25 protein-coding genes are annotated in these 24,203 nt (G+C 60.7%); 5 read left to right on the top strand and 20 right to left on the bottom strand.

Annotation, left to right across the window (positions count from 1 at the left end; all coding sequences use genetic code 11):
• Positions 1 to 99: 99 nt before the first annotated feature.
• The 9 genes from AC3A5O_RS23090 to AC3A5O_RS23050 form a co-directional block, all read right to left on the bottom strand.
• Entirely contained in the window at positions 100 to 708 is a 609-nt protein-coding gene (locus AC3A5O_RS23090; RefSeq protein ID WP_122568638.1) for an START domain-containing protein, read from the bottom strand.
• A 45-nt stretch (positions 709 to 753) separates the two neighbouring features.
• Positions 754 to 1,008 (bottom strand): YkgJ family cysteine cluster protein, encoded by a 255-nt coding sequence (locus tag AC3A5O_RS23085; RefSeq protein WP_122568637.1) that lies wholly within the window; start codon positions 1,006 to 1,008, stop codon positions 754 to 756.
• A 148-nt stretch (positions 1,009 to 1,156) separates the two neighbouring features.
• Positions 1,157 to 1,636 carry a translation initiation factor 2 gene (locus tag AC3A5O_RS23080; RefSeq protein ID WP_305467853.1) on the bottom strand — a complete coding sequence of 160 codons (480 nt, stop codon included), beginning with the start codon at positions 1,634 to 1,636 and terminating at the stop codon, positions 1,157 to 1,159.
• An 85-nt stretch (positions 1,637 to 1,721) separates the two neighbouring features.
• Positions 1,722 to 3,164 (bottom strand): aminotransferase-like domain-containing protein, encoded by a 1,443-nt coding sequence (locus AC3A5O_RS23075; RefSeq protein ID WP_122568635.1) that lies wholly within the window; start codon positions 3,162 to 3,164, stop codon positions 1,722 to 1,724.
• A 200-nt stretch (positions 3,165 to 3,364) separates the two neighbouring features.
• A complete protein-coding gene (locus AC3A5O_RS23070) occupies positions 3,365 to 4,174 on the bottom strand; it encodes an OmpA family protein (protein ID WP_122568634.1) in 810 nt (269 codons plus the stop codon).
• Complete coding sequence (locus AC3A5O_RS23065; RefSeq protein ID WP_487753771.1) at positions 4,171 to 4,530, bottom strand: DUF4398 domain-containing protein; 360 nt, start codon at positions 4,528 to 4,530, stop codon at positions 4,171 to 4,173. The genes AC3A5O_RS23070 and AC3A5O_RS23065 overlap by 4 nt, the downstream gene beginning before the upstream one ends.
• A 9-nt stretch (positions 4,531 to 4,539) precedes the next feature.
• On the bottom strand, positions 4,540 to 5,364 hold the full coding sequence (locus AC3A5O_RS23060; RefSeq protein ID WP_122568633.1) for a substrate-binding periplasmic protein: 825 nt from the start codon (positions 5,362 to 5,364) through the stop codon (positions 4,540 to 4,542).
• Between the two features lie 91 nt (positions 5,365 to 5,455).
• Complete coding sequence (locus AC3A5O_RS23055) at positions 5,456 to 6,385, bottom strand: electron transfer flavoprotein subunit alpha/FixB family protein (RefSeq protein ID WP_305467859.1); 930 nt, start codon at positions 6,383 to 6,385, stop codon at positions 5,456 to 5,458.
• 2 nt (positions 6,386 to 6,387) lie between these two features.
• A complete protein-coding gene (locus AC3A5O_RS23050) occupies positions 6,388 to 7,137 on the bottom strand; it encodes an electron transfer flavoprotein subunit beta/FixA family protein (RefSeq protein WP_028620627.1) in 750 nt (249 codons plus the stop codon).
• Between the two features lie 543 nt (positions 7,138 to 7,680).
• Here AC3A5O_RS23050 and AC3A5O_RS23045 point away from each other — a divergent pair.
• A complete protein-coding gene (locus AC3A5O_RS23045; protein ID WP_122566319.1) occupies positions 7,681 to 9,345 on the top strand; it encodes an electron transfer flavoprotein-ubiquinone oxidoreductase in 1,665 nt (554 codons plus the stop codon).
• 182 nt (positions 9,346 to 9,527) lie between these two features.
• Here AC3A5O_RS23045 and AC3A5O_RS23040 read toward each other — a convergent pair whose 3' ends face one another.
• Positions 9,528 to 10,418: an AraC family transcriptional regulator gene (locus tag AC3A5O_RS23040; RefSeq protein ID WP_122566320.1), complete on the bottom strand. Its 891-nt coding sequence runs from the start codon at positions 10,416 to 10,418 to the stop codon at positions 9,528 to 9,530.
• A gap of 179 nt (positions 10,419 to 10,597) precedes the next feature.
• Here AC3A5O_RS23040 and AC3A5O_RS23035 point away from each other — a divergent pair, with 179 nt between their 5' ends.
• Complete coding sequence (locus AC3A5O_RS23035; protein WP_122566321.1) at positions 10,598 to 11,650, top strand: NAD(P)-dependent alcohol dehydrogenase; 1,053 nt, start codon at positions 10,598 to 10,600, stop codon at positions 11,648 to 11,650.
• A gap of 6 nt (positions 11,651 to 11,656) precedes the next feature.
• On the opposite strand, the gene AC3A5O_RS23030 is transcribed toward AC3A5O_RS23035, so the two are convergent.
• The 5 genes from AC3A5O_RS23030 to AC3A5O_RS23010 form a co-directional block, all read right to left on the bottom strand.
• Entirely contained in the window at positions 11,657 to 12,460 is an 804-nt protein-coding gene (locus AC3A5O_RS23030; protein WP_058544290.1) for an IclR family transcriptional regulator, read from the bottom strand.
• Between the two features lie 59 nt (positions 12,461 to 12,519).
• Complete coding sequence (locus tag AC3A5O_RS23025; RefSeq protein WP_487753770.1) at positions 12,520 to 13,830, bottom strand: MFS transporter; 1,311 nt, start codon at positions 13,828 to 13,830, stop codon at positions 12,520 to 12,522.
• Between the two features lie 236 nt (positions 13,831 to 14,066).
• Positions 14,067 to 15,215 (bottom strand): galactonate dehydratase, encoded by a 1,149-nt coding sequence (gene dgoD / locus AC3A5O_RS23020; RefSeq protein WP_003179439.1) that lies wholly within the window; start codon positions 15,213 to 15,215, stop codon positions 14,067 to 14,069.
• Between the two features lie 49 nt (positions 15,216 to 15,264).
• A complete protein-coding gene (locus AC3A5O_RS23015; RefSeq protein WP_122566323.1) occupies positions 15,265 to 15,885 on the bottom strand; it encodes a 2-dehydro-3-deoxy-6-phosphogalactonate aldolase in 621 nt (206 codons plus the stop codon).
• A 19-nt stretch (positions 15,886 to 15,904) separates the two neighbouring features.
• Positions 15,905 to 16,885 (bottom strand): 2-dehydro-3-deoxygalactonokinase, encoded by a 981-nt coding sequence (locus tag AC3A5O_RS23010; RefSeq protein WP_305467862.1) that lies wholly within the window; start codon positions 16,883 to 16,885, stop codon positions 15,905 to 15,907.
• A gap of 188 nt (positions 16,886 to 17,073) precedes the next feature.
• Between AC3A5O_RS23010 and AC3A5O_RS23005 the strand changes: the two genes are divergently transcribed.
• Positions 17,074 to 17,706 carry a glutathione S-transferase family protein gene (locus tag AC3A5O_RS23005; protein WP_487753769.1) on the top strand — a complete coding sequence of 211 codons (633 nt, stop codon included), beginning with the start codon at positions 17,074 to 17,076 and terminating at the stop codon, positions 17,704 to 17,706.
• A 3-nt stretch (positions 17,707 to 17,709) separates the two neighbouring features.
• Here the strand turns inward: AC3A5O_RS23005 and AC3A5O_RS23000 are convergent, their stop codons facing one another.
• Positions 17,710 to 18,192 carry a GNAT family N-acetyltransferase gene (locus AC3A5O_RS23000; protein WP_014339485.1) on the bottom strand — a complete coding sequence of 161 codons (483 nt, stop codon included), beginning with the start codon at positions 18,190 to 18,192 and terminating at the stop codon, positions 17,710 to 17,712.
• Positions 18,193 to 18,381: 189 nt separating this feature from the next.
• Here AC3A5O_RS23000 and AC3A5O_RS22995 point away from each other — a divergent pair, with 189 nt between their 5' ends.
• Both AC3A5O_RS22995 and AC3A5O_RS22990 read left to right on the top strand, forming a co-directional pair.
• Entirely contained in the window at positions 18,382 to 18,732 is a 351-nt protein-coding gene (locus AC3A5O_RS22995; RefSeq protein WP_122566326.1) for a hypothetical protein, read from the top strand.
• A 32-nt stretch (positions 18,733 to 18,764) separates the two neighbouring features.
• Entirely contained in the window at positions 18,765 to 19,145 is a 381-nt protein-coding gene (locus tag AC3A5O_RS22990; RefSeq protein ID WP_487753768.1) for a Rho termination factor N-terminal domain-containing protein, read from the top strand.
• Positions 19,146 to 19,562: 417 nt separating this feature from the next.
• Here AC3A5O_RS22990 and araH read toward each other — a convergent pair whose 3' ends face one another.
• The 4 genes from araH to AC3A5O_RS22970 form a co-directional block, all read right to left on the bottom strand.
• Positions 19,563 to 20,531: an L-arabinose ABC transporter permease AraH gene (araH, locus tag AC3A5O_RS22985; RefSeq protein ID WP_025214842.1), complete on the bottom strand. Its 969-nt coding sequence runs from the start codon at positions 20,529 to 20,531 to the stop codon at positions 19,563 to 19,565.
• A gap of 10 nt (positions 20,532 to 20,541) precedes the next feature.
• On the bottom strand, positions 20,542 to 22,086 hold the full coding sequence (gene araG / locus AC3A5O_RS22980) for an L-arabinose ABC transporter ATP-binding protein AraG (RefSeq protein WP_122565876.1): 1,545 nt from the start codon (positions 22,084 to 22,086) through the stop codon (positions 20,542 to 20,544).
• A 75-nt stretch (positions 22,087 to 22,161) separates the two neighbouring features.
• Entirely contained in the window at positions 22,162 to 23,166 is a 1,005-nt protein-coding gene (locus AC3A5O_RS22975; protein ID WP_122565877.1) for a substrate-binding domain-containing protein, read from the bottom strand.
• 174 nt (positions 23,167 to 23,340) lie between these two features.
• Positions 23,341 to 24,159, bottom strand: a complete 819-nt coding sequence (locus AC3A5O_RS22970) for an SDR family oxidoreductase (protein WP_053186253.1) — start codon at positions 24,157 to 24,159, stop codon at positions 23,341 to 23,343.
• Between the last annotated feature and the right edge of the window lie 44 nt (positions 24,160 to 24,203).

Raw genomic sequence — 24,203 nt, 5'->3', positions numbered from 1 at the left:
TCTCGACATTGAGGGCTGGATAATCGTTCCGCTGGATGCCTGGACGGCACACATGAAAAGACCGCCTCAAGGGCGGTCTCTTTTGTGCAACCTGGCCAATCACTTTTCGGCGCGTTCCTTCAGGGCCTTGAGGGTGTTGAACGGCGCATCCACCACGAACTTGTTAGCCACCATGGACGGTACGCTACCACCCGGCTCGGTGTGCACTTGATAGATCACTTCGACCTGGTCCGCGCCCTTGGGAGTGAACTTCCAGAAACCGTCGACCTTTGTCACACGCACAAAGCCCTTCTCCTCAGGCAAATACTCAGGTAAGCCCTTGAGCTTGCGGGTCAGGCTGCCGTCCGCGCCCTCCTCGGTGATGACTTCCAGCACCGAGTCCCGAGGCGTGACCGGCCATGGCGTGTTGAATTGGGTATAAGTCCAGCTCTTGTCGCCTTCGTGCTTGAGCAGTTTCTGGCTCTTGCACTCATGGATCCAGGCGCAGGCGCCAGCAACGTCCTCCTGCAGGCTCCGCAACTTGGCCATGGTGGTTTTCATCACCGTCACGCCGCGATAGGCCTTGTACTTGGAGCCCGTCACTTCACTGAGGGAAACCTTGATGCCGTCCTTCTCCTTGGCAACCTGCCAGTCCTCTGCCTGAGCGGTGGCCGTTGCCAGCAACACGGTCAACCCACACAACACAGCCATACGATGCAGCGAACCCATAGTCTTTTCCTTATTGTCCAAGTTCGTTCATTTCGGATCCGTTCACTACGCTGCCGTGACTTGCTCCCACCAACCGATCAACCGGATGGCCTCTTCACTGCTGCTGCCGCACACCTCGACGTCGGCTTCAAATGCCGAGCACACCGCCGGACGCCCCGGCTGGCCGAAGATCCGGCACAGGTTATCGACTGACAATTGCACGCAACGTTCTCCCGCCGGTTTGCCTTGGGGCATGCCAGGAATCGGTGAGCTGATGGAAGGGGCGATGCAACAGGCGCCACAGCCTTCACGGCACTTCATGACGAGAACATCCTCACGACAGGTAATGATGAATAACAGCACACAGAGTAACGGCTAAAACACTCGTTTTAAATTACCGTCTGCGTGTTTTTTTGCCCTTGGCGAGATGACCGAACGGTCAGCGACGAGCTGCATACCTGTGGAAGGTTTACTGCTTGAACTCGAAATCCAGTGCCGCACCTTCCACCTCGTTGCGCTCCTGATTGCGCAACGGCAGCTGCATTTCATTGCTCAACAACCGGCCATTGAGCTGGAACGGTCCGGGTTTCTCTCCGAACATTGACGGTAAAAGCGGTTCCCGCTTGGGCAGCGGTACCTTACCCGGTGGCTGCAGTTCCTCGACCATGTCATGGGGCAGGCTCAGGTCCAGCTTGGCCGGTGGCAATGGGGTCTTGGCGATCTGGTGGGCGGATTTGCTCTTGGAAGCAATGGGGGCACGCTTTTTTTTCTTCGCCGCAACCGCCTTTTTAGCGGACGGCTTCTTGGCCACCGCGGTTTTTTTCGACGCATTCTTCGTGGCACTAACGGCCGGTTTTTCCTGCGCCGGAGCCGCCACGGCGACGCCTTCCATTTGGAAGGCACTGAACAGGCCGATCAAAACCCAGGCAACAGGAACAATGGCTTTCATAGACACAACGGCACTGACGGCAGATATCCCCATGCTCGCCTGATAATGAGGCGCTGACAAGCACATCAAGCTAAGCCGCTGATTCCTATAGAAACCCGTTGGCGGTCTCTTGACACAATTGCGTCGCCAACAACCCCAGCGTCATCAAGGCCCGCTCTGCCTCGCGGTTCCAGGGTGTACCGCAATTCAAGCGAATGCAGTGGTTGAACTGCTCGGTGTTACTGAAAATCAGTCCAGGCGCGATACTGATGCCTTGTTGCAACGCCCGCACATGCAACTCCTGGGTATTGACCCGCCCCGGCAGGCTGACCCACAGGATGAAACCGCCGTTGGGACGGCTCATTTGCGTGCCTTCGGGGAAGTATTGTTGCACCGCCAGTTGGAAGGCACTGAGGTTCTTGCGGTACTCCTGGCGGATATAGCGCAGGTGCCGGTCATAGCCGCCGTTTTCCAGGTAGGCGGCAATGCCCATCTGCGTAACGCTGCACGCCGAGTGAGTGCTGAAGGTCTGGAGCCGCTGGATTTCCTGCTGGAATTTCCCCGCGATCATCCACCCGATGCGCACTCCTGGCGACAAGGTCTTGGAAAAACTCGAACAGTAGATAACCCGGTCCAGTCGGTCATAGGCCTTGAGGGCCTTGGTACGCCCCTGCTCGAACATCAACTCGCCATAAATATCGTCCTCGACGATCTGGATGTCGAAGTCCGACGCCAGGCGCAGCAGTTGCTTTTGTCGTTCTTCCGGCATGGTGCCACCAAGCGGATTGCTCAGGCGCGTGGTCAGCACCAGCGCCTTGATCGACCACTGGTTGGCCGCCAACTGCAAGGCTTCCAGGCTCATACCAGTGACCGGATCGCTGGGGATCTCGATGACCTTGAGGCCCAATAGATCCGCCAGTTGCAGCAAGCCGTAATAGGTCGGCGACTCGGCGGCAATCAAATCCCCCGGCCGCGTGAGCACCCGCAAGGACATCTGCAGCGCATCGACGCACCCGTGGGTGATCACCACCTCGGAAGGGTCCACCACGACACCGGCATCGCGCATGCGAATCGCCACTTGGCGGCGCAACGGCTCGAAACCCGGGCTGAACATGTAGCTGAACGCCCGTGGGCTGTGGAAACGCGTGACCTTGGCCAGTTGCTGATGCAAGGCTCGAACAGGCAGATAGTCGACGCTCGGCACCGCCGCGCCCAGGGGGAACACCCCTTCGCGTCGCGACTCGACCAATACCTGCTGGATGATGCTGCTGCGCGTCACCAGCCCCGGACGCTCTACCCGGGCAATGTCCGGCGTCGGTGCCGTCAGGGCCGGCGTCTGGTGCACGTAGTAGCCTGATTGCGGCCGCGCGCGAATCAGCCCCTGGTCTTCAAGGTTGGCGTAGGCCTGCAGCACCGTGGCATGGCTGACGTTGAGCTGCGAGCTCATTTTGCGCACCGAAGGCACGCGTTCACCGGGCTGATACACACCACGCCGGATGTCTTCAGCCAGCTGTTGAGCAATACGTTGATAGAGCAGGAGGTTGGTCATGACGCAGCACTCGATTTCACGGGCATTTTATTCTTGTTGGAAACGATACCGGAACAGTTTAGAAGTGTACTGGGACAGTTGCCAGATTACTCGACAGTACAGTGGAGTGACAGCTCTAACTGTACTCATCCTGCGTCGACTGCAGGGCCAAAAAAACCCGGCGCCTGTTACAGGGGCCGGGTTTTCCAGTGACGCAACCCTTAGCGGGCGGCGCCGAGCTGGCCTTTTTCGTCGGAGAACACAATTTCAACGCGACGGTTCTGTGCGCGGCCCCGCTCGGAAGCATTGACGTCCACCGGGTACTCATCCCCATAGCCTTCGACCTGAATGCGCTTTTCATCAATCCCCAGGTCCACCAGTACATCCGCTACCGACTGTGCACGGTCGCGGGACAGCTTGAGGTTTTCCTGCTTGCCGCCGGTACTGTCGGTATACCCCTCGATACGCACCACGCGCTTGGGGTTGAGCTGCAAGAACTGCACGATCTTGAGCACGACCCGGTTGGCCGAGTTCTTCAGTTCCGCTTCACCGGTGTCGAACAGCACGTCGCCCAGGGTCATCACCAGGCCGCGATCGGTCTGGGTGGTCGCCATCGCCATGATCTGCTCTTCGAGCCATTTGCCCTGCTGCTGCACACTCAGCAACTTGGATTCACGCAAGGCCAACTGCAGGCGCTGGCGCTCCAGTTCGAGCTTCGCCGCACGTTCTTCGTTGAGCACCTGGTTACTGTGTTCCCGGGCGATCGCACTGTAGCGTTGGCTCAGGTAGGCGTAATGCTGCACGTCCTCGCCGCTGCCCCAGTAGCTGGACAAGCGATCGGCACGAGCCAGGGATTCACCGGCGCGGATCAAGTCCCGGGGTGCGGCACGCAACACGTTGGCGTCTTCCTTGACCTTCTGGAAATCGGTGCTGGCCTGCTCGAGCGCCGCTTCGCTGCGCTGGCCGGCGCAGCCATACAAGCTGGCCAGGCCGGCGAGGACCAAACCGCCCAATACGTGGGAGTGCTTCATTGGGCGTCCTCCCTCAACTGTTTGCGCAAGCGCTTGATGCGGGTGTCGAGCACGTTCAATTGCTCCTGGCTCTTGAGGGTCAGCACCTTCGCTTCGGCCAGGCGGGCGTCGAGTTCAGCCTGTTCGGCCCGCATGCGCGCCTTCTTGTAGGATTCGTCGGCCATGTTGGATTTGGCGCGGGCGAATTTTTCTTCAGCCAGTTTCAATTCGGGCACTTCGTCGGCAGTGGCGCCAACGGCCCGGGCTTGCTCCAGTGTCTGTTCGGTCAGGCGGATCTGTTCATTCGGCGCCGGATCGGCTGCGCAGCCCGCCAGAGCCAGAACGGCCAGGGCAGCGAAAAGAGGTCGAATAGTCACTAATGTTCCCTACTGTTTTGGGGCACTGACAGGTGGCTGCAACTGTGTGTTCCAACGCTCTAGATTGCGCTGCAACACAGCCTCCGTCAGACCGGACGCGGCCAATTCTGTCATCTTTTGCGCCAGCTGTCCGCGTAACCATGGGTCATTGCAGGCGGAGTTATGGGAAACCGCGAGGAACAACCCGGGTTTGTCCACCGGTTGTGCCGCGGCTTGCAGGTCGCTGGCCATCCCCAGTGTCTGCGCCATCGCCAGGCCTGAATAGCGCCCCGCCAGGACATATTCCACCTCTCCCAACAGCAATTTCTGAAAGGCCTGGGTCAGGTTGGGCGTGCGCACCAAGGACAATTTCTGCTCGGCAAAAACGCCGAATCCTTGGGTCATGCGAGACTTTTCCGACAAGGCGCCGGGATGACCGTGAAGATCCTCGGGCTGGTTGATGACCAAAGTCGAGTCCTGGCGGGTCCAGACAAGGTAATCGTTTTCCAGCAAGGGCGGATGGACGTAATCCAGCGCCTCCAGCCCGGTGACCGTCAGCGGAGCGTCGGTGAGCAGGTCCATGCGTCCACTGCGCACTTCGTCCAGCGCCTGGGCGCGCTTGCCGGCATACAACAATTCGATCTTGATCCCCAACTCCGCCGCGACGTGCCCCAGCAGATCGGCGCCAGCGCCAATCAGGTGCTTGGGGTCCTGGGGGTCTTGCCAGAGGTAAGGTGGCGCATCCGGACTGCCGGTGGCGATCAGGCGTTCACATTTGCCGGCGGCGACAGACAGGCTCGGCACGAGCGCCAACGTCCACAGCAACGACCAGCCGGTCAAACGACGCAGATCCATGGCGATATGCTCCCCTTGCAGCGAAAAAAACAGTGCAGAAAATAAAAAGCCCGGCCAAAGGGCCGGGCTCTTTATAAGTGAAGACGCCGGATTAGACCAGCTTCTCCAGCTCAGGGATGGCTTCGAACAAGTCCGCTACCAGGCCGTAGTCGGCCACCTGGAAGATCGGCGCCTCTTCATCCTTGTTGATCGCCACGATCACCTTGGAGTCTTTCATGCCAGCCAAGTGCTGGATCGCGCCGGAGATACCGACGGCGATGTACAGCTGTGGCGCAACGATCTTGCCGGTCTGGCCGACCTGCATGTCGTTGGGCACGAAACCGGCGTCGACCGCGGCGCGGGAAGCACCGACGGCGGCGCCCAGCTTGTCGGCCAGGGCATAGAGGTGCTTGAAGTTGTCACCGTTCTGCATGCCACGACCGCCGGAAACGACGATCTTGGCCGCGGTCAGTTCAGGACGGTCGGACTTGGCCAATTCTTCGTTGACGAAGCTGGAGATGCCGGCGTCATGAGCAGCAGCGACTGCTTCAACGGCAGCCGAACCACCTTCGGCGGCAACCGGGTCGAAACCGGTGGCTCGCACGGTGATGACCTTGACCGCAGCGTTCGATTGCACGGTGGCAATGGCGTTACCGGCGTAGATCGGGCGCTTGAAGGTGTCGGCGCTTTCAACCGAGATGATTTCGGATATCTGGTCGACGTCCAGTGCGGCGGCCACGCGCGGCAGGATGTTCTTGCCGTTGGAGGTGGCGGCAGCCAGGATGTGGCTGTAACCCTTGCCCAGCTCGGCGACCAGCGGAGCAACGTTTTCCGGCAACTGATGCGCGTAGGCGGCGTTGTCGGCCGACAGCACTTTTGCCACGCCAGCGATTTTCGCAGCGGCTTCGGCAACGGCGCCAGCGCCCTGCCCGGCTACCAGAACGTGGACATCACCACCGATTTTAGCAGCGGCAGCAACGGTGTTCAGCGTGGCCGGAGCCAGCGCTTTGTTATCGTGTTCGGCGATTACCAAGATAGTCATAGTCAGATTACCTTCGCTTCGTTTTTCAGTTTCTCGACCAGTTCAGCCACCGACTTGACCTTGATGCCCGCGCTGCGTGCAGCCGGCGCTTCGACTTTGACGGTCTTGTTGGTGGAGGCGGTGGAAACGCCCAAAGCGTCCGGAGTCAGCACTTCAAGCGGCTTCTTCTTGGCTTTCATGATGTTTGGCAGGGACGCGTAGCGCGGCTCGTTCAAACGCAGGTCGGTGGTGACGATGGCCGGCAGTTTCAGGGAAACGGTCTGCGCGCCGCCGTCGATCTCACGGGTCACGGCAACGCTGTCGCCGGACACTTCGACTTTCGACGCGAAGGTGCCCTGACCGTAGCCGCTCAATGCCGCGAGCATCTGGCCGGTCTGGTTGTTGTCGCTGTCGATGGCCTGCTTGCCGAGGATCACCAGCTGTGGCTGTTCCTTGTCGACTACGGCCTTGAGCAGCTTGGCCACGGCCAGGGAAGTCAGGTCTTCGGCGGATTCGACGAGGATGGCGCGATCGGCACCCAGTGCCAGCGCGGTGCGCAGTTGTTCCTGGGCGGTGGTCGGGCCGATGGAGACGACGACGATTTCCGTTGCCACGCCTTTCTCTTTCAGGCGTACGGCTTCTTCCACGGCGATTTCGCAGAAGGGGTTCATCGACATCTTGACGTTGGCGAGGTCGACGCCGGAGTTGTCCGCCTTGACGCGAACCTTGACGTTATAGTCGACCACTCGTTTGACAGCTACAAGAACCTTCATGGATTCCTCGTTACTCTCCGGTGAAAAAAAGTCGCCTAGGCGAACCTGGCGGTTGATGCTCATGGGCGCAAGGGCACCTCTAAAAACGCCGGCATGAACCACACATGACCTTGCTCACGGGAGTGAAGACCATTGGTCAGTGATGACCGATGAGTCATTCATTATCGCGGCGTGTAAACTGCGCCTCGGAACCGCGCAATACGTCACTTTATGCTGCCTTCGCCCTGTCTTTAGAGGTGCTCTTGAAACCAACAGTCAGCCTACGGCGAGCGCAAAACCGCCCGTATCTTGACCGGAACGCCTATTCCGGTCAATACGGCAAAATGGTCAGTCATAAGCCGTACGTCAGTGATTTATCTGGGCTGCGGCAATTTCAAACAAACGTTTGTATTGGACCCTGAGAGTGGTGTAGATATAATGCGCCGCTTAAGAGAGACCCGCGGTTCATCCATTGTCGATTTCGTCGCTTTTTGCGAAGCAAACAAGGATGCAACGCCAAACCTCCAATTAGAAAAACTGTGAGCCTTGAGTAGGAGATAGCCTGTGGAACGCGAATACATGGAATTCGACGTGGTCATCGTCGGTGCCGGCCCCGCTGGCCTGTCTGCCGCTTGCCGACTGAAACAGAAGGCCGCCGAAGCCGGTAAGGAAATCAGCGTCTGCGTGGTCGAAAAAGGTTCCGAAGTCGGTGCGCACATTCTCTCCGGCGCGGTGTTCGAGCCCCGCGCCCTGAACGAACTGTTCCCCGACTGGAAAGAGCTCGGCGCGCCGTTGAACACGCCCGTCGTTCGCGATGACATTTATGTCCTGAGAAACGCCGAGGCCGCGAGCAAAATCCCTGACTTCTTTGTGCCCAAGACCATGCACAACGAAGGCAACTATATTATTTCCCTGGGCAACCTGTGCCGCTGGCTGGCCCAGCAGGCCGAGAACCTGGGCGTGGAAATCTACCCGGGCTTCGCCGCCCAGGAAGCGCTGTTCGACGAAAACGGCGTGGTTCGCGGGATCATCACCGGCGATCTGGGTGTCGACCGCGAAGGCCACCCGAAGGACGGCCTCTACACCCCCGGCATGGAATTGCGTGGCAAATACACGCTGTTCGCCGAAGGCTGCCGTGGTCACATCGGCAAACAGTTGATCAAGCGTTTCAACCTCGACAGCGAGGCCGACGCCCAGCACTACGGCATCGGCCTGAAGGAAATCTGGGAAATCGATCCGGCCAAGCATCAACCCGGCCTGGTGGTGCACACCGCTGGCTGGCCGCTGGACATCATGGGCACCGAGAACACCGGCGGCTCCTTCCTCTATCACCTGGAAAACAACCAGGTGGTGGTCGGCCTGATTATCGACCTGTCCTACAGCAACACCTTCCTGTCGCCGTTCGACGAGTTCCAGCGCCTCAAGCATCACCCGGTGCTCAAGCAGTACCTGGAAGGCGGCAAGCGCGTCAGCTACGGCGCCCGTGCCATCTGCAAGGGCGGCCTGAACTCGTTGCCGAAAATGGTCTTCAAGGGCGGCGCGCTGATCGGTTGCGACCTCGGCACCCTGAACTTCGCCAAGATCAAAGGCAGCCACACCGCCATGAAATCCGGCATGCTCGCCGCCGAAGCCGTGGCCGATCGCTTGTTCGCCGAGTCCGAAGGCGGTGACGAACTGACCGCCTACGTCGACAACTTCAAGAACAGCTGGCTGTACGAAGAACTGTTCGCCAGCCGCAACTTCGGTGCCGCGATCCACAAATACGGCGCGATCATCGGTGGCGGCTTCAACTGGCTCGACCAGAACATCTTCGGCGGCAAAATACCGTTCACCCTGCACGACAACAAGCCTGACTACGCTTGCCTGAAACTGGCGGCCGATTGCAAGAAAATCGACTACCCGAAACCGGACGGCAAGCTCAGCTTCGACAAACTCAGCTCGGTGTTCATCTCCGGTACCAACCATGAAGAAGAACAACCCTGCCACCTGAAGCTGACCGACCCGAGCATCCCGATCAGCAAGAACCTGCCGCTGTACGACGAACCGGCCCAGCGCTACTGCCCGGCTGGCGTGTACGAAGTGGTGACCAAGGAAGACGGCGAGAAGCGCTTCCAGATCAACGCCCAGAACTGCGTTCACTGCAAGACCTGCGACATCAAGGACCCTGCACAGAACATCACCTGGGTATCGCCGGAAGGCGCTGGCGGGCCGACTTACCCGAACATGTAAGCCACACGCTGAACATCGAGGCTCCCGCAATGGGGGCCTTTTTGTTGCCTACATTTCAAGGCACACCACAGTCCAAATGTGGGAGCGAGCTCGCTCGCGATGGCGGTTTATCATTCAACACAGATGTCGGCTGACACACCGCCATCGCGAGCAAGCTCGCTCCCACAAGGGATTTGCGTGGATCACGCCACGCGCTCTTCCCCGGGGTTGCGCTCGAAATAGCGCTTGTACTCGCGACTGAACTGCGACGGGCTCTGATACCCCACCTGATGTGCAACCTGGGCCACGCCCATGCCCTCGATCAGCAGCAACCGCTGAGCCTTGAGCAGTCGCAGCCGCTTGAGGTACTGCACCGGCGACAGCAAGGTGCTGCGCTTGAAATGCTCATGGAAGGTCGAAGCACTCATGTTCGCGCAACTGGCCAGGGTCTCGACGTTCAGCGGCTCGGTGAAGTGCGCATGCAAATGACTCAAGGCCACGGCGATCCGGGCGAACTGGCCTTGCTGCTCCACCAGTGCCCGCAGCACATCGGCCTGGGGCCCGCGCAACGCGACGAACAGCAACTCCCGCAGCCGTGCCTGGCCCATGACCTGGCATTCCAACGGATCGTGCAAGCAGCGCAGCAAGCGTTCAACACACCCACGCATGGCGTCATCGAGCACTGCGCAGGTCATCGATTCCGGCGTCTGCGGCGCCAGGTTCCGACCCGGTACCAGCCCCATGGCCAGCACCAGCTCCCCCAGCATCGCCCGATCGATCGCAACGGAAACCCCAAGCAGTGGAGCATTGGGCATGGCGTAGGTTTCGCATTCGAACGGCACCGGCAAGGCCTGGATCAGATAATGCCCGGCGCCATATTCCAGCGTACGAGGCCCCAGGTACGCCAGTTTGCTGCCCTGGGCAATGATCACCAGGCTCGGCTCGTAGAGCTGCGGGCCACGGGCGACGTCCTGGCTGGCCCGAAGCGTATGCACGCCGGGCAGTGGCGTCGGGACGAAACCGTCGCGGGTCGCCAAGGGTTCTATCAATGAAACCAACGTGGCGTTGGCATCGAGATGGCGGGTCAACAACATGGGTGAAAACTTCACGAAAAAGGGGATGAAACCATCATCGCAGGTCTCGCGCCACAGAGGATCAAATCCTGGCCAAGACCGGAGGATTAGGCATGACAGGCGGAGGAATCGCCATCGCCGCCTGTCGCCAGGACTCCCAGAATGGACGCCTCACCGTTCATTGTTTAGCGAGGTCCATCATGTACACAGCCATCGGATATGCCGCCCAGTCGGCCACCACTCCCCTCGCCCCCATGAAATTCGAGCGTCGCAGCCCGCGAGCCGACGATGTGGCGATCGATATTCTCTACTGCGGTGTCTGTCACTCCGACATCCATCAGGCCCGCAATGAATGGGGCATCGCCGTTTATCCGCTGATGCCCGGCCATGAGATCATCGGCAAAGTCACCGCCGTCGGCGCGGACGTCACCCGCTACAAGGTTGGCGACCTGGTGGGCGTAGGCTGCATGGTCGACTCCTGCCGCGAGTGCGAAGCGTGTCACGCTGACTTGGAGCAATACTGTTTCGAAGGCATGACCCAGACCTACGCCAGCCCGGACCGCGTGAGCGGCGGCCACACCATGGGCGGTTACTCCAACAGCATCGTGGTTAACGAGCACTTTGTGCTGCGCATCCCGGCCGCACTCGACCCGGCCAGCGCCGCGCCGCTTCTCTGCGCCGGCATCACCACCTACTCACCCCTCAAGCACTATGGCGTGAAGGCCGGTGACAAGGTCGGCGTGCTAGGCATGGGCGGTCTCGGCCACATGGGCATCAAGTTCGCCAAGGCCATGGGCGCAGAAGTGACGCTCTTCACCCGCTCAGCCAGCAAAGCTGACGAGGCTCGTCGCCAAGGCGCGGACCACGTGATCGTGTCCACCGACGCCGAACAGATGGCTGCCGCAGCCGGACGTTTCAACTTCCTGTTGGACACCATTCCGGTGCAGCACGACCTCAACCCCTACCTCGACACGCTGCGTTTCAACGGCGTGCACATCATCGTGGGCCTGGTCGAGCCGATCGATCCGCCGGTACACGCGGCAAAACTGATCATGGGTCGCCGTGTCCTGGCCGGCTCGTTGATCGGCGGTATCGCAGAAACCCAGGAAGTGCTGGATTTCTGCGCCGAACACAACATCAGCTGCGACATTGAAATGCTCGACATTCGCCAGATCAACGAAGCCTACAGCCGCATGATCGCAGGCGACGTGAAGTACCGCTTCGTCATCGACATGGCGACGCTCAAGGCCTGACGTTCGTCAGACCTTGGCACCCAGTTCCGCCGACAGCCGGGCTGTGACCCCTTTGACCAGGGGAATCAGCTCGGCCATCTTTTCCAGCGGCATGTATGGCACGGTGCTGGCGATACTGATGCCGGCGACGATACGCTTGCCGGCGTCACGGATCGGCGCCGCCACACAGCGAATCGACGGTTCGTTGTCTTCCAGGTCGAAGGCATAGCCCCCCGCCACGTACTCCACCATCCGTTGCTGGAACTGTTCCCAGGATTGCTCCTGATGCTGGGGCCAGAACTGATTCTTCCCACCCGCCGGGAGGCTGATTTCATACAGCCGCTTCCATTGTTCCTGAGTGTCATCGAGCATCAGCGCCTTGCCGATCCCGGTGCGCGCCAACGGCATGCGATGGCCTACGCGCGAGCGCATTTCCGGGCCGTTACGCCCCGGATTCTTCAGCAGGTACAAGACTTCGTCGCCCTCGCGAATCGCCAGGTGAACGGTGTCTCCGGTCAGCGCCGACAGCTCGTCCAGGTACGGCCCCGCCAGGCTCACCAGCGGCAACTCTTCCCGGGCCTGGAAGCCCAGCTCGATCAACTTTGGCCCCAACAGGTAACCCACTTGCGGCACCACGCGCAGGTAACGTTCGTCCACCAGGCAACTGGCCAGGCGATGGGTGGTGCTGCGGGTGGTGCCGATCAGCCGGGCGATTTCCTTCAAGTCACGAGCACCGCTGGCGACCGCCTGGACCACGCCCAGGCCACGCAGCAATGTTTGCGTGCCTGTGGGCGCGGCGTCCTTGGTGATTTTTGGATCGTCTTGCTGCATAGCCGGCCTTCAACAGTGAGCGGGAAACGGGCGGCATTATGGTCGCCCGCCCCGTAGGACTACAACTCGATGCGCTCGACCTTCCCGACCAGCAGGATGTAGGACAGCGCGCCAGCCAATGCCAGGACAGAGATATAGGTAATGGCCGGGGCGAATGAATCGCCGCTGGCGAGGAAGCCAATCACGATCGGCGTGGCGATGGCCGCCAGGTTGCCGATGAAGTTGAACACCCCGCCGGTCAGCCCGAGCAGTCGGGCCGGCGCCAAGGTCGAGACCAGCGACCAGGTGATCGACGCCAGGCCATTGCCGAAGAACGCCAGGGCCAGGAAAGCGATCACCAGCGGCGTCGACTCGACAAAGTTGGCGCCGATGATCGAGGTCGAGATCAGCAACCCGCCGATGATCGGCAGCTTGCGCGCGAACCCCACGGTGGCGCCGCGGCGAATCAACCAGTCGGAGAAAAACCCGGAGCACAGCACGCCGACAAACGCTGCGAGGAACGGCAACGACGCCAGCAGGCCAGACTTGATGAAGTCCATGCCGCGATATTTCACCAGGTAGGTCGGGAACCACGTCAGGAAAAACCACAACGTAGAGTTGAGACAGAACTGACCGAGGTAAATGCCCCACAGTTTGCGCTGGGTCAGGACGATCCCCAGGTCCGCCCAGCTGAATTTCGCCTTGGCCTTGGCGGTATCGGCCTGGATATCCACCAGCCCGCCGCCTTCGCGGATCAATTCGATTTCGGCAGCGTTGGCACCTTTGAAATCCCGGGGCTCGCGATACACCGCGTACCAGATCAGCGCCCAGAGAATGCCCACCGCGCCCGTGGCGACAAACACCATGTGCCAACCGAAGGCGTGTTGCAGCCAGGCTAATACCGGCGTCAGGAAGGCCAGGCCGACAAACTGTCCGGAGGTGTAGAAACCGATGGCCGTGGCCCGCTCGCGCTCGGGAAACCAGGTGGTCACCACGCGGCTGTTGATCGGATAAGCCGGCGCTTCCAGGGCACCCACCGCCATGCGCAGCACGAACAGCGCGATGAAACTGGCGGCGAACCCCAGCATCACCGTGGCCACCGACCACAACAGCAATGCCACGCTGTAGAGAATACGCGGTGGCACCCGGTCCACCAGCCAGCCACCGGGGATCTGCATGGCGGCGTAGGTCCAGCCGAACGCCGAGAAAATCAGCCCGACGTGGATCGGATCGATGCCCAGGTCGCTGGTCAGCGCAGGGGCGGCAATCGAGAGGTTGCTGCGGTCCAGGTAATTGATCACCACGGTGATGAACAGCAGGGCCATGATGAAAAAACGCTTGCGGCTGGGCGTCACCAACGACGCTTGCGCGCTCAGGGTGTGCGCTTGCATGTGAGGTGCCTCTTTTTATGTTTATTGAGGAAACGGGCGCATCGAAGAAGATCTCCCTGCTTGCGAAGATCAAACTGTGGGAGCGAGCTTGCTCGCGATGACGGTGTGTCAGTTGGTGCATGTGTGACTGATACATTGCCATCGCGAGCAAGCTCGCTCCCACAGGGGACCTGGGGTGCGCATGAGCTTTGCATTCACCACAGGACCACAGGGACTTTGGGTGGATCAGGCGTGACTCACCACTCGGCAAAACTACCATCGGCATGGCGCCAGATCGGGTTGCGCCAGCGGTGGCCGATGGCGGCGCGTTCGATGACGTATTCCTCGTTGATCTCGATACCCAGGCCCGGACCATTGGGGATCTTCACGAAACCCTTGTCGTAGTCGAACACCTGCGGGTCCTTGATGTAATCCAGCAGGTCGTTGCTCTCGTTGTAGTGGATGCCCAGGCTTTGCTCCTGGATAAACGCGTTGTAGCAGACCGCATCCAGTTGCAGGCACGCCGCCAGGGCGATCGGGCCCAGCGGGCAGTGCAGCGCCAGCGCTACATCGTAGGCTTCGGCCATGTTGGCGATCTTGCGGGTTTCGGTGATGCCGCCGGCGTGGGACGCATCCGGTTGGATGATGTCCACGTAGCCTTCGCTGAGCACCCGTTTGAAGTCCCAGCGCGAGAACAACCGCTCGCCCAGGGCAATCGGGGTGCTGGTCAGCGGCGCCAACTCCTTGAGGGCTTCGTAGTTTTCGCTGAGCACCGGCTCTTCGATGAACATCAGTTTGTACGGGTCGAGCTCCTTCATCAGCACCTTGGCCATCGGTTTGTGCACACGACCGTGGAAGTCCACGCCAATGCCGACGTTCGGCCCGACGGCATCGCGCACCGCCGCCACGTTGGCCAGGGCCAGGTCGACTTTTTCAAAGGTGTCGAGAAACTGCAGCTCTTCGGTGCCGTTCATCTTCACCGCCGTGAAGCCCCGCGCCACCGCCTCTTTCGCCGCCCGGGCGGTATCTGCCGGCCGGTCGCCGCCAATCCACGAATACACACGGATCTTGTCCCGCACCTGGCCACCCAGCAGGTCACTGACCGACACGCCCAGGGCCTTGCCCTTGATATCCCACAGCGCCTGGTCGATGCCGGCCAGGGCGCTCATGTGAATAGCACCACCGCGGTAGAAGCCGCCGCGATAGAGCACGGTCCAGATGTCTTCGATGTTGCGTGGGTCTTTGCCGATCAGGTAGTCGGACAATTCCTCAACGGCAGCCGCCACCGTGTGGGCACGGCCTTCGACCACGGGCTCGCCCCAACCGGTCACGCCCTCGTCGGTTTCGACCTTGAGGAAGCACCAGCGCGGCGGAACGATAAACGTGGTCAGCTTGGTGATTTTCATCTTGTTGTCTCTCTTGTCAGATGCAGCGCACGGAGCGCTGGAAAAGTCTTCAGTTCAAGGCATTCCATGCGGCCACGTAGGCCTTGGCGCGTACCGCCACTTCATCCGCTGTCAGGCCCGGCTTGAACAGCCCGGAGCCGAGGCCGAAACCCTTGACGCCAGCCTCGACGAACACCGCCATGTTGTCCGGTGTGATCCCGCCCACCGGCACCAGCACGGTCCCGGCCGGCAGCACCGCGAGCCAGGCCTTGACCACCGCCGGGCCCATTTGCTCGGCGGGAAACATCTTCAGCACATGGGCGCCTTCGGCCAATGCGGCAAAGGCTTCGGTGGGCGTGGCGACGCCTGGCGACAGGTACAAGCCCGCCGCTTTCGCCGCGCGCAGCACCTTCGGATCGCTGTGGGGCATGACGATCACTTGACCACCGGCGGCTCTCACCTGCTCGACCTGTTCCGGCGTGAGCACGGTGCCGGCACCGATCAGGCAATCAGCGGGCAAGGTATTGCGCAGGATGCGGATACTTTCGTACGGCTCGGGGGAATTGAGCGGTACTTCGATGACGCGAAATCCTGCGCTGTACAGGACTTCGCCGATGGCCGCCGCCTCTTCGGGACGCAGACCCCGCAGGATCGCGATCAGCCCGTTGTGCGCCAGTGCTTGTGTGAGCATGTCAGACCTCCAGTCAGGTTCAGGGGACGGTGGAATCGAGCAACCCGGCCGCCACGGCCAGTTGCCACAAACCGCGTTCGGTGGCCTGTTCGGCCAGGACCACCCGGGCGAAGCCGCAGGCGTCGAGGGCCCGTTGATAACGGACACAGAGTTGGGAGTTGCCGATCAGCACCACCGTCGGCAGGTGCAGGCTGTCGCGGCGCCGGCGCTGTACCTCGGCCAACGCCGTCAGTTCATGGCCGATCAACAGGCCCGAGAGGTAGTCCGCCTGGGCGCTGGCCGCCAGCTCGCCGGTCAAGCCCAGGCTGCGGGCGCTGAACACGGTGGACAACGGACCGATCTGGCCGTCTACCGATAACGCTACCTGCACGCCGCGATCAAAGGCCGCGCCATCGAACGTCACATTCCGTTGCTGGGTACGGCCGAGAATGCTGTGGTCGCTGAGCACGGCGAAGATCTCGCCGGTCATGAAGGTATCGAAATGCACGATGCAGCCATCGGCCACTTCTACCCATTTCGAATGACTGCCGGGCAGGCCGATCAGCACCGCTTCGTCCGGCAGGCTGTGCAAGGCACCGAGCACTTGGGTTTCTTCGCCGCGCATGACATTGGGCAAGCGTGAGCGCTGAATCACCCCCGGTACGATGTGCACATCGACACCGCGAAGGCTGCGAACGGTTTGTAGGGAATGTCCGAGATTGGCGACGTTGGCGGGTGTGTCGCAGTACGGCGCTTCACGCCAGCCCTGGGCACTGCCGACCATGCCGCAGGCAATCACAGGCAAGCCCGGCTGTGCGTCGAGCCAGTCGCCGCAGGCCTCGTCGAAGGCCAGTTCGAAACCGTCGATGCACACCCGACCGGCCACGCTTCGCGGCCCGGAGGGCAACTGCATGATCCCCGATGACAGCGAACGCTGCTCGAGCACCTCGCCACCGGCTGCGAGTTTGTAAGCCCGTAATGAGGTGGTCCCCCAATCGAGCGCGATCAATTGCGCCTGCATCCGCTTCACCTGTTCTGTTTTTTGGCAGTGAGTGAAACGGACTATAAACCCGGGCGCGACATAATCTCAATATATAAATATCACTCCCATATATTGGGATAAAATACGCGAACGACAAAGCCAATCGCCATCCGCCCAAGACCCTGCTACGTTTTCTGACCGGACGCCAAACAACTAGGGAAAAAGTGATGGGACAACTGCTGAAAATCCTCGGGCGCACTTCCTCGATCAACGTCAGAAAAGTGTTGTGGACCTGCCAGGAATTGGACATCGCCTACGAGCGCGAAGACTGGGGCATCGGCTTTGCCTCGACCCATGACCCGGCATTCCTGGCCTTGAATCCCAATGCCCAGGTGCCAGTGATCATTGATGAGAATGGCGTGCTCTGGGAGTCGAACACCATTTGCCGCTATTTGGTGGGCAAGCATGGGCGCAGCGATCTGCTGCCCGTCGAACCTGCCGCCCGCGCGCGTGTCGAGCAGTGGATGGACTGGCAAGCCACAGAACTCAACCCGTCATGGGGTGATGCATTCTACGGACTTGTGCGCAAACACCCGGATTTCCAGGACCCACAACTCATCGCTGCCGGCGTCAAAGGCTGGAACGAGAAGATGGGTTTGCTGGAGCAGCAGTTGAACCGCACCGGCGCCTACGTGGCCGGTACGGCATTTTCCCTCGCAGACGTGCTCATTGGCCTGTCCGCCCATCGCTGGCGCCAGACCCCCATGGAACGCCCGGTCTATCCAGCGGTGACCGCTTATTGCAAGCGGCTCGAACAGCGCCCCGGATTTGCCGAGTACGCATCCAACGCCTACTCGTGAATCTCAATTGCCGTTCGCGAAATCCCGTAGCACCTTGCCGTCCATTCGGTAGCGCACCCACTCTTCCTGTGGTTGCGCGCCGAGGGATTTGTAGAACTCGATGGCCGGCGTGTTCCAGTCCAACACGCTCCATTCGAAGCGACCGCAATCGTTGTCACAGGCGATCTTCGCCAGATGCCGCAACAGCGTCTTCCCTGCCCCGCCGCCGCGCTGTTCGGGTGTGATGTACAGGTCTTCCAGGTACAGGCAGTTACTGCCCAGCCAGGTGGAATAGCTGAAGAAGAACACCGCGAAACCGATCGGCACGCCATCACGCAGGCAGATCAGCCCGTGGGCAGTCGCGCCTTCACTGAACAGGCTGCGCTCGATGTCGGCCACACTGGCGATGACTTCGTGGCGGGCCTTTTCGTAATCGGCCAACTCGGTGATGAAGGCAAGGATTTGAGGCGCATCGCTGGGTTGCGCGGGACGGATCTCGATCGACATGAACAGGCCTTGTAGCCAATTGAAAGCGCCATACTAAGCCGCCAGGTGCCGCTCGTCACATCCCGATCCAACTATTTGATCGCAGACGCCAGCCTCTTTCCAAAATGCCATTCGTCGCGCCCCAGGCACCAACCCCAAACCGCCACGGCCCAAGACCAGGTAAGCATTCTAAAAAATGGAGGCGACACCATGATCACTTCAAGGCTGACTGCATTCACCTTCGCCGCGCTGCTGTCCTCGGTGGCTTTCGCGGCTTCTACCTCGGGCACCGGGCCGACCGACCCCGTGGAGCAGTCCAACTCCCCCGCCACGCAAGGCCTGCCCAAGTTGAACACCGACGGCAACGGCGGCGGAGGCCTGAACAATGGCCAGCCACCGGCCAGCACCGGCACCGATCCGCGCGTGCAGGGGAATGACACGGGGCGCCAGGGTGGCATGAATACGCCGGACTCGACCGCGCCTGATAACGCCGAGACCGGGGTGGGCTCGAAAACCACGACCGGTGGTTCGGGCTCTGAAGGTGGCGCCGCCAGCCAGTAGCCTCTGCCCGGACAGTTGAGGAGGAACATCCCATGCCTCGTGGAAGCAAAGACAAATACACCGCTGAGCAAAAGCGCAAGGCCGAACACATTGAAAAGAGTTACGAGAAAAAAGGTGTGTCCGAGAACGAAGCCGAGGCACGGGCCTGGGCGACGGTAAACAAGCAGTCCGGTGGCGGCGAACGTTCCGGTGGCTCAGGCCAGGAAAAGCCGGCGGCGGCCAAGAAAACCGACCGCAAGGAATCAGCCCGCCGCGCCGCCAAGACCCGCGAAGGTCACCCCCGCACCAGCAAAGCCTCCCATGGAACCCAGACCGTGGACAGCCTGATGAAGGAGGCCCGGGCGAAAAATATTCCCGGGCGTTCGAAGATGCGCAAACAGGAGTTGGTCGAAGCGTTGCGCAAGGCGGGGTGATGGTTGGCATCAGGGAGGACGCTATCGCGAGCAAGCTCGCTCCCACAGGGGGCTGTGCTGTGCCGAGGTTCAAAGCCCTGACACAAAAACCCTGTGGGAGCGGGCTTGCTCGCGATGGCGGTGGGTCAGGTTAGAAGATGTTGGATGTGCCGACGCCTTCGCGAGCAAGCTCGCTCCCACACTGGTTCTGCACTGTGCCGAGGTTCAGAGCCCTGACACAAAAACCCTGTGGGAGCGAGCTTGCTCGCGATGGCGGTGGGTCAGGTTAGAAGATGTTGGATGTGCCGACGCCTTCGCGAGCAGGCTCGCTCCCACACTGGTTCTGCACTGTGCCGAGGTTCTGAGCTCTGACACAAATACCTGTGGGAGCGAGCTTGCTCGCGATAGCAGTAGATCAGTCGCCAGCGATTTCTGGCTTCAGCGTTGCTTCAAGCGGTCAATCACCACCGCCAGCAACAGGATCGAGCCGCGGATGACGTATTGGTAGAAGGTGTCGATGTTCTTCAGGTTCATCGCGTTTTCGATGATCGCCAAAATCAGCACGCCGGCGATGACGTGACGAATCATGCCGATGCCGCCGCTCAACGACACCCCGCCCAGTACGCAGGCCGAGATCACGGTCAGCTCGAAGCCCTGGCCGATCATCGGTTGGCCTGAGGTCATGCGCGACGCCAGGATCACCCCGGCCAAGGCGCCGATCAAGCCATGCACGGCGAAGATGATGATCTTGGTACGATCGACGTTCACCCCTGCCAACAACGCCGCTTCCTGATTGCCACCGATGGCCATGGTGTTGCGCCCGTAGGTGGTGTAGTTCAGCAGCCAACCGAAAAACAGGAAGCAGACGATGGTGATCAGGATCGGCACCGGCACACCGAATAATTGGCCGTTGCCGAACACGAAGAACGATTCCTGCGACACACCCACCGCCTTGCCGTTGGCAAAGATGTAGGCCAGGCCCCGGACAATCTGCATCGTCGCCAGGGTGGTGATCAAGGCGTTGACCCGCAGCTTGGCGATGACGATGCCGTTGATCAGGCCGACGATCAGCCCCATCGCCAGCGCCGCGCTGACACCCAGGAATACGCTGTTGGTGTCGCGCATCACCACCGCCGCGACCACGCCCGCACAGGCGATCACCGAACCGACCGACAAGTCGAAGTGCCCGGACGCCAGGCAATACAACATGGTGCACGCGGCGATGCCGGTGGTGGAAATCGCCAGGCCCAGGCCGCGCATGTTCAGCGGCGACAGGAAGTTGTCGATCATCAAGGTGCAGAGCACGAAAATACCGATGGCCGCCAGCAGCATGACCCAGTCATCCAGGAAACGGCGCAGGTCCAGGGGTTTGCGTGCCGTTGGCAGTGCATTGTTTTGAATGGTCATGATTTACCTCTCAGTTCGCCGCGTCGGCAACGCGTTGGCGCGGCAGCGCCAGTTGCAGCAGGTTGGATTCATTGGCCTGGTCACGCGGCAGCTCGCCGCGCATGGCCCCTTCGCAGAGCACCAGGATTCGGTCGGAAATGCCCATCACTTCCATCAGGTCGCTGGACACCACAATCACCGCGATGCCATCGGCCGCCAGGTCGTGGATAATCTGGTAGATCTCCGCCTTGGCGCCGATGTCGATGCCACGGGTCGGTTCATCCAGCAGCAGGACTTTCATCGGCATCGACAGCCAGCGACCGAGAATCGCCTTCTGCTGATTGCCGCCGGACAGGTACATGATTTTCTGGCTGGCCGCCGGGGTCTTCACCTTCAGCGACTTGATCTGCTTGTCGGCATTGCCCCGCTCCCAATCACCGCGCAGCAGGCAGCCAAGGGTGGAATGAGCCGGGCGCGCACTGATGTTGATGTTCTCGCCCACGCTGCCCAACGGGATGATGCCTTCCTTCTTGCGATCTTCCGGGCAGAGCAGCACGCCAGCGGCGATGGCATCCCGGGGCGAACGCAATTTCAATTCCTTGCCGTGCAGCACGAGGCTTCCCTCGCTCTGGCGCTCCAGGCCACTGAGCAAGCGAAACAGCTCGGTACGACCGGCACCGACCAGCCCGAACAAGCCGAGGATCTCGCCCTTGTGCACCTGGAAGCTCACTGGTTCGCGCAAGCCCGGCCCCAGCAGGCCCTTCACCTGCAGCGCCACATCACCGCGCTCCCGAGGGCGGTAATCATAGATGTCCTGGATGTCGCGACCGACCATGCACGTGACCAACTGATCGTGGGTCAGCTCGCTCATGTCCTCGAAGGTCCGGACATAACGACCGTCCTTGAACACCGTCACCGCATTACAGATGCGGAACACTTCTTCCATGCGGTGGCTGACGTACAGCACCACTTTGCCCTCGTCTCGCAAGCGGGCGATGATCGCCATCAAACGGTCGATTTCCCGGGCCGACAGGCTACTGGTGGGTTCGTCGAAGGCAATGACGTGGGCGCCACGGGACAAGGCCTTGGCGATTTCCACCAATTGGCGCTGGCCGAGGGACAGGCGACCGACTTTTTCCTGCGGATCGATCTCGTCGGCCAGGCCTTTGAGCAGCGTCAACGCCTGCTGGCGCAGCACGCCACGATTGACCAAGCCGAAACGCGCCGGCAAATGGCCGAGAAACAGGTTTTCAGCAACGGTCATTTCCGGCACCAGGTGCAGTTCCTGGTGAATCACCGCCACCCCGCTGGCGATGCTGTCGGCGGTGCCTTTGAAGGCCATCGTCTGTTCGCCGATCTGCAGGTCACCGCTGCTCGGGATGTAGGCACCACCGAGGATCTTCAGCAACGTGGACTTGCCCGCGCCGTTCTCGCCCATCAAGGCATGCACCTGCCCCGGATGTGCGACGAAACTGATATTGGCCAGCGCCTGCACGCCGGGAAAGGATTTGCCGATCCCGTTGAACCGCAAGCTGCCGCCGATGTTGTGTTGCCGTGTCGCTGTTTGCGCTTGCATAACCACCTCGAACTTACAGAGATCAAGCGACCCCGCCACTCATGTGACCAGGGCCGCTTTTGAATCAACCGGCCGTCAGTTCCACAGGCCGATCTTTTCCAGCTCCTGCTTGAAGTTCTCCCGGGTGATCAGCGTCACCTCGTCCATGGCGGTGTACTTCGGCGGCTCCTTGCCGGTGGTGATCCACTCGTACATCATTTCGGCGGTCTTGTAGCCTTCGATGTGCGGGCTTGGCAGCATCGAACCGAAGAAGCCGCTGTTAGGCTTTTTCAATTCACCGATGGCATCGGTGCCATTGATACCGATACCGATCACATTGGCCGCCTTGAACCCGGCCGCTTCGGTGGCGCGTACGCCGCCCAGCACGGTGTTGTCGTTCATGCCGCCGATGATCAGGTTGGTCGCGCCGCTTGGCAGCTTCACCAACGCCGAGTTGACGGAGTCCATGCTGCCGGGTACGTCGAGGGTCTTGAGCGGCGAATAAAGGATGTGGTCTTCCGGCATCCCGGCCTTCTTCAGGGCATCGACCGAACCGTCGGTGCGCTTCTTGCCGGTGTCCAGCTCGTTGAAGGTGCTGATCACGGCGTAGGTGTTTTTCCAGTCCCAGTTGCGCTTTTTCGCTTCAGCGGCCATGGCCTGACCTTGCTTCTGACCCACTTCGAACGCGGCCATGCCCAGGTACGGCACGTCTTCCATGAACTTGCCGCTGGCGTCGACAAAGCGGTCGTCCACGGCAATCACCTTGAGATCGTTGAGCTTGGCCTTGGCCATGATGGCCGGGCCGAGGGATACGTCCGGCGGGCAGATCACAAAGCCCTTGGCCCCGTTGGCGGCCAAGCTGTCGATGGCCGAGAGGGTCTTCTCGCCATCAGGCACGGCGATCTTGATCAACTCAAAGCCTTTGTCCTTGCTCGCCTTCTCGGCGAACGCCCATTCGGTCTGGAACCAAGGCTCTTCAGCCTGTTTGACCAGGAAACCGATTTTTACGGGATCGGCCGCCAGCAAGCTGCTGCTGAGGCTGACTGCGGTAACCGCCAGGGCGGCGCGACACAGGGAACGGATCCCACGACGATGTTTCATAGTTGACTCCTTGTTTTTTTTATTGAAAGCCAAACGTCCAGGGTCTGCTCCACCGACGGTGGAAATGCGCAGGCTGGGCGGTTACATCAAGTTGCTACACAGCATAGGCCTAAATAGTCATATCGTATGATGATTGGATTACAGGCGAAGTTTCCCACTGCAACCCAGGAATATTCAGTCGTGGTACATGACCGAACGTCCTCCATCAATGGTGATGCATGAGGCATTGATAAACGGTGCTTCGTCACTGGCCAGGAACACGGCCGTCATTGCCACTTCGATCGGTTGCCCGACACGCCGTGGCGGGTGCAGATCCAGCGCACGCTGGCGTTCGGCATGGGGATCGGCAAAGCCGTTCCAGTAGTCGACGTTCAGTTGGGTTTCGATGTAACCCGGGGCGATGGCGTTGACGCGTACCCCTTTGGGTGCGTATTCGATGCCCAGGGCGCGGGTCAGGCCGAGCAGGCCGTGCTTGGCCACCGGGTAAGGGAAACAGCCGGGAATGATGTGGGACGAATGCACGGAGGCAATGTTGATGATGCTGCCCACGCCCTGCTCGATCATCTGTGGCAGCACCGCCTTGCAGCCGTACCAGGCGCCATCCAGGTCGATGGCGAAACAGCGACGCCAGTCCTCTTCGGTCATTTCCAGCGGGTCACGGAAGACATTGACGCCGGCGCAGTTGACCAACACATCGATGCGACCGTGCAGCTCGACGGCGCGACGGGCCATGGCCTGCAAGTCCTGCTGCTTCGACACATCGGCCTGCAATGCTTGCACATCAGCGCCGCGTTCACGCCAATGGGCGGCTACCGCCTCGACTTTCTGCGCCTGGATATCACTGATCACCAGCCGGGCTTGTTGCGAAGCGAACGCCGCGACGATGGCTTCGCCAATGCCTTGGGCGGCACCGGTCAACAGCACGACCTTGTCCTTCAGGCGTTCGCCCTTGGGTGGCTCCGGCACGGGTGGCAAGACCAAGGGCTCAGCCATGGCTCAAGGCTCCTGCGTGCGGGCACGACAAAAACCGGGCATCC

The organism is Pseudomonas sp. Soil_N_39 (genome assembly GCF_057655955.1).
This window is presented reverse-complemented; position numbering and strand designations above follow the sequence as displayed.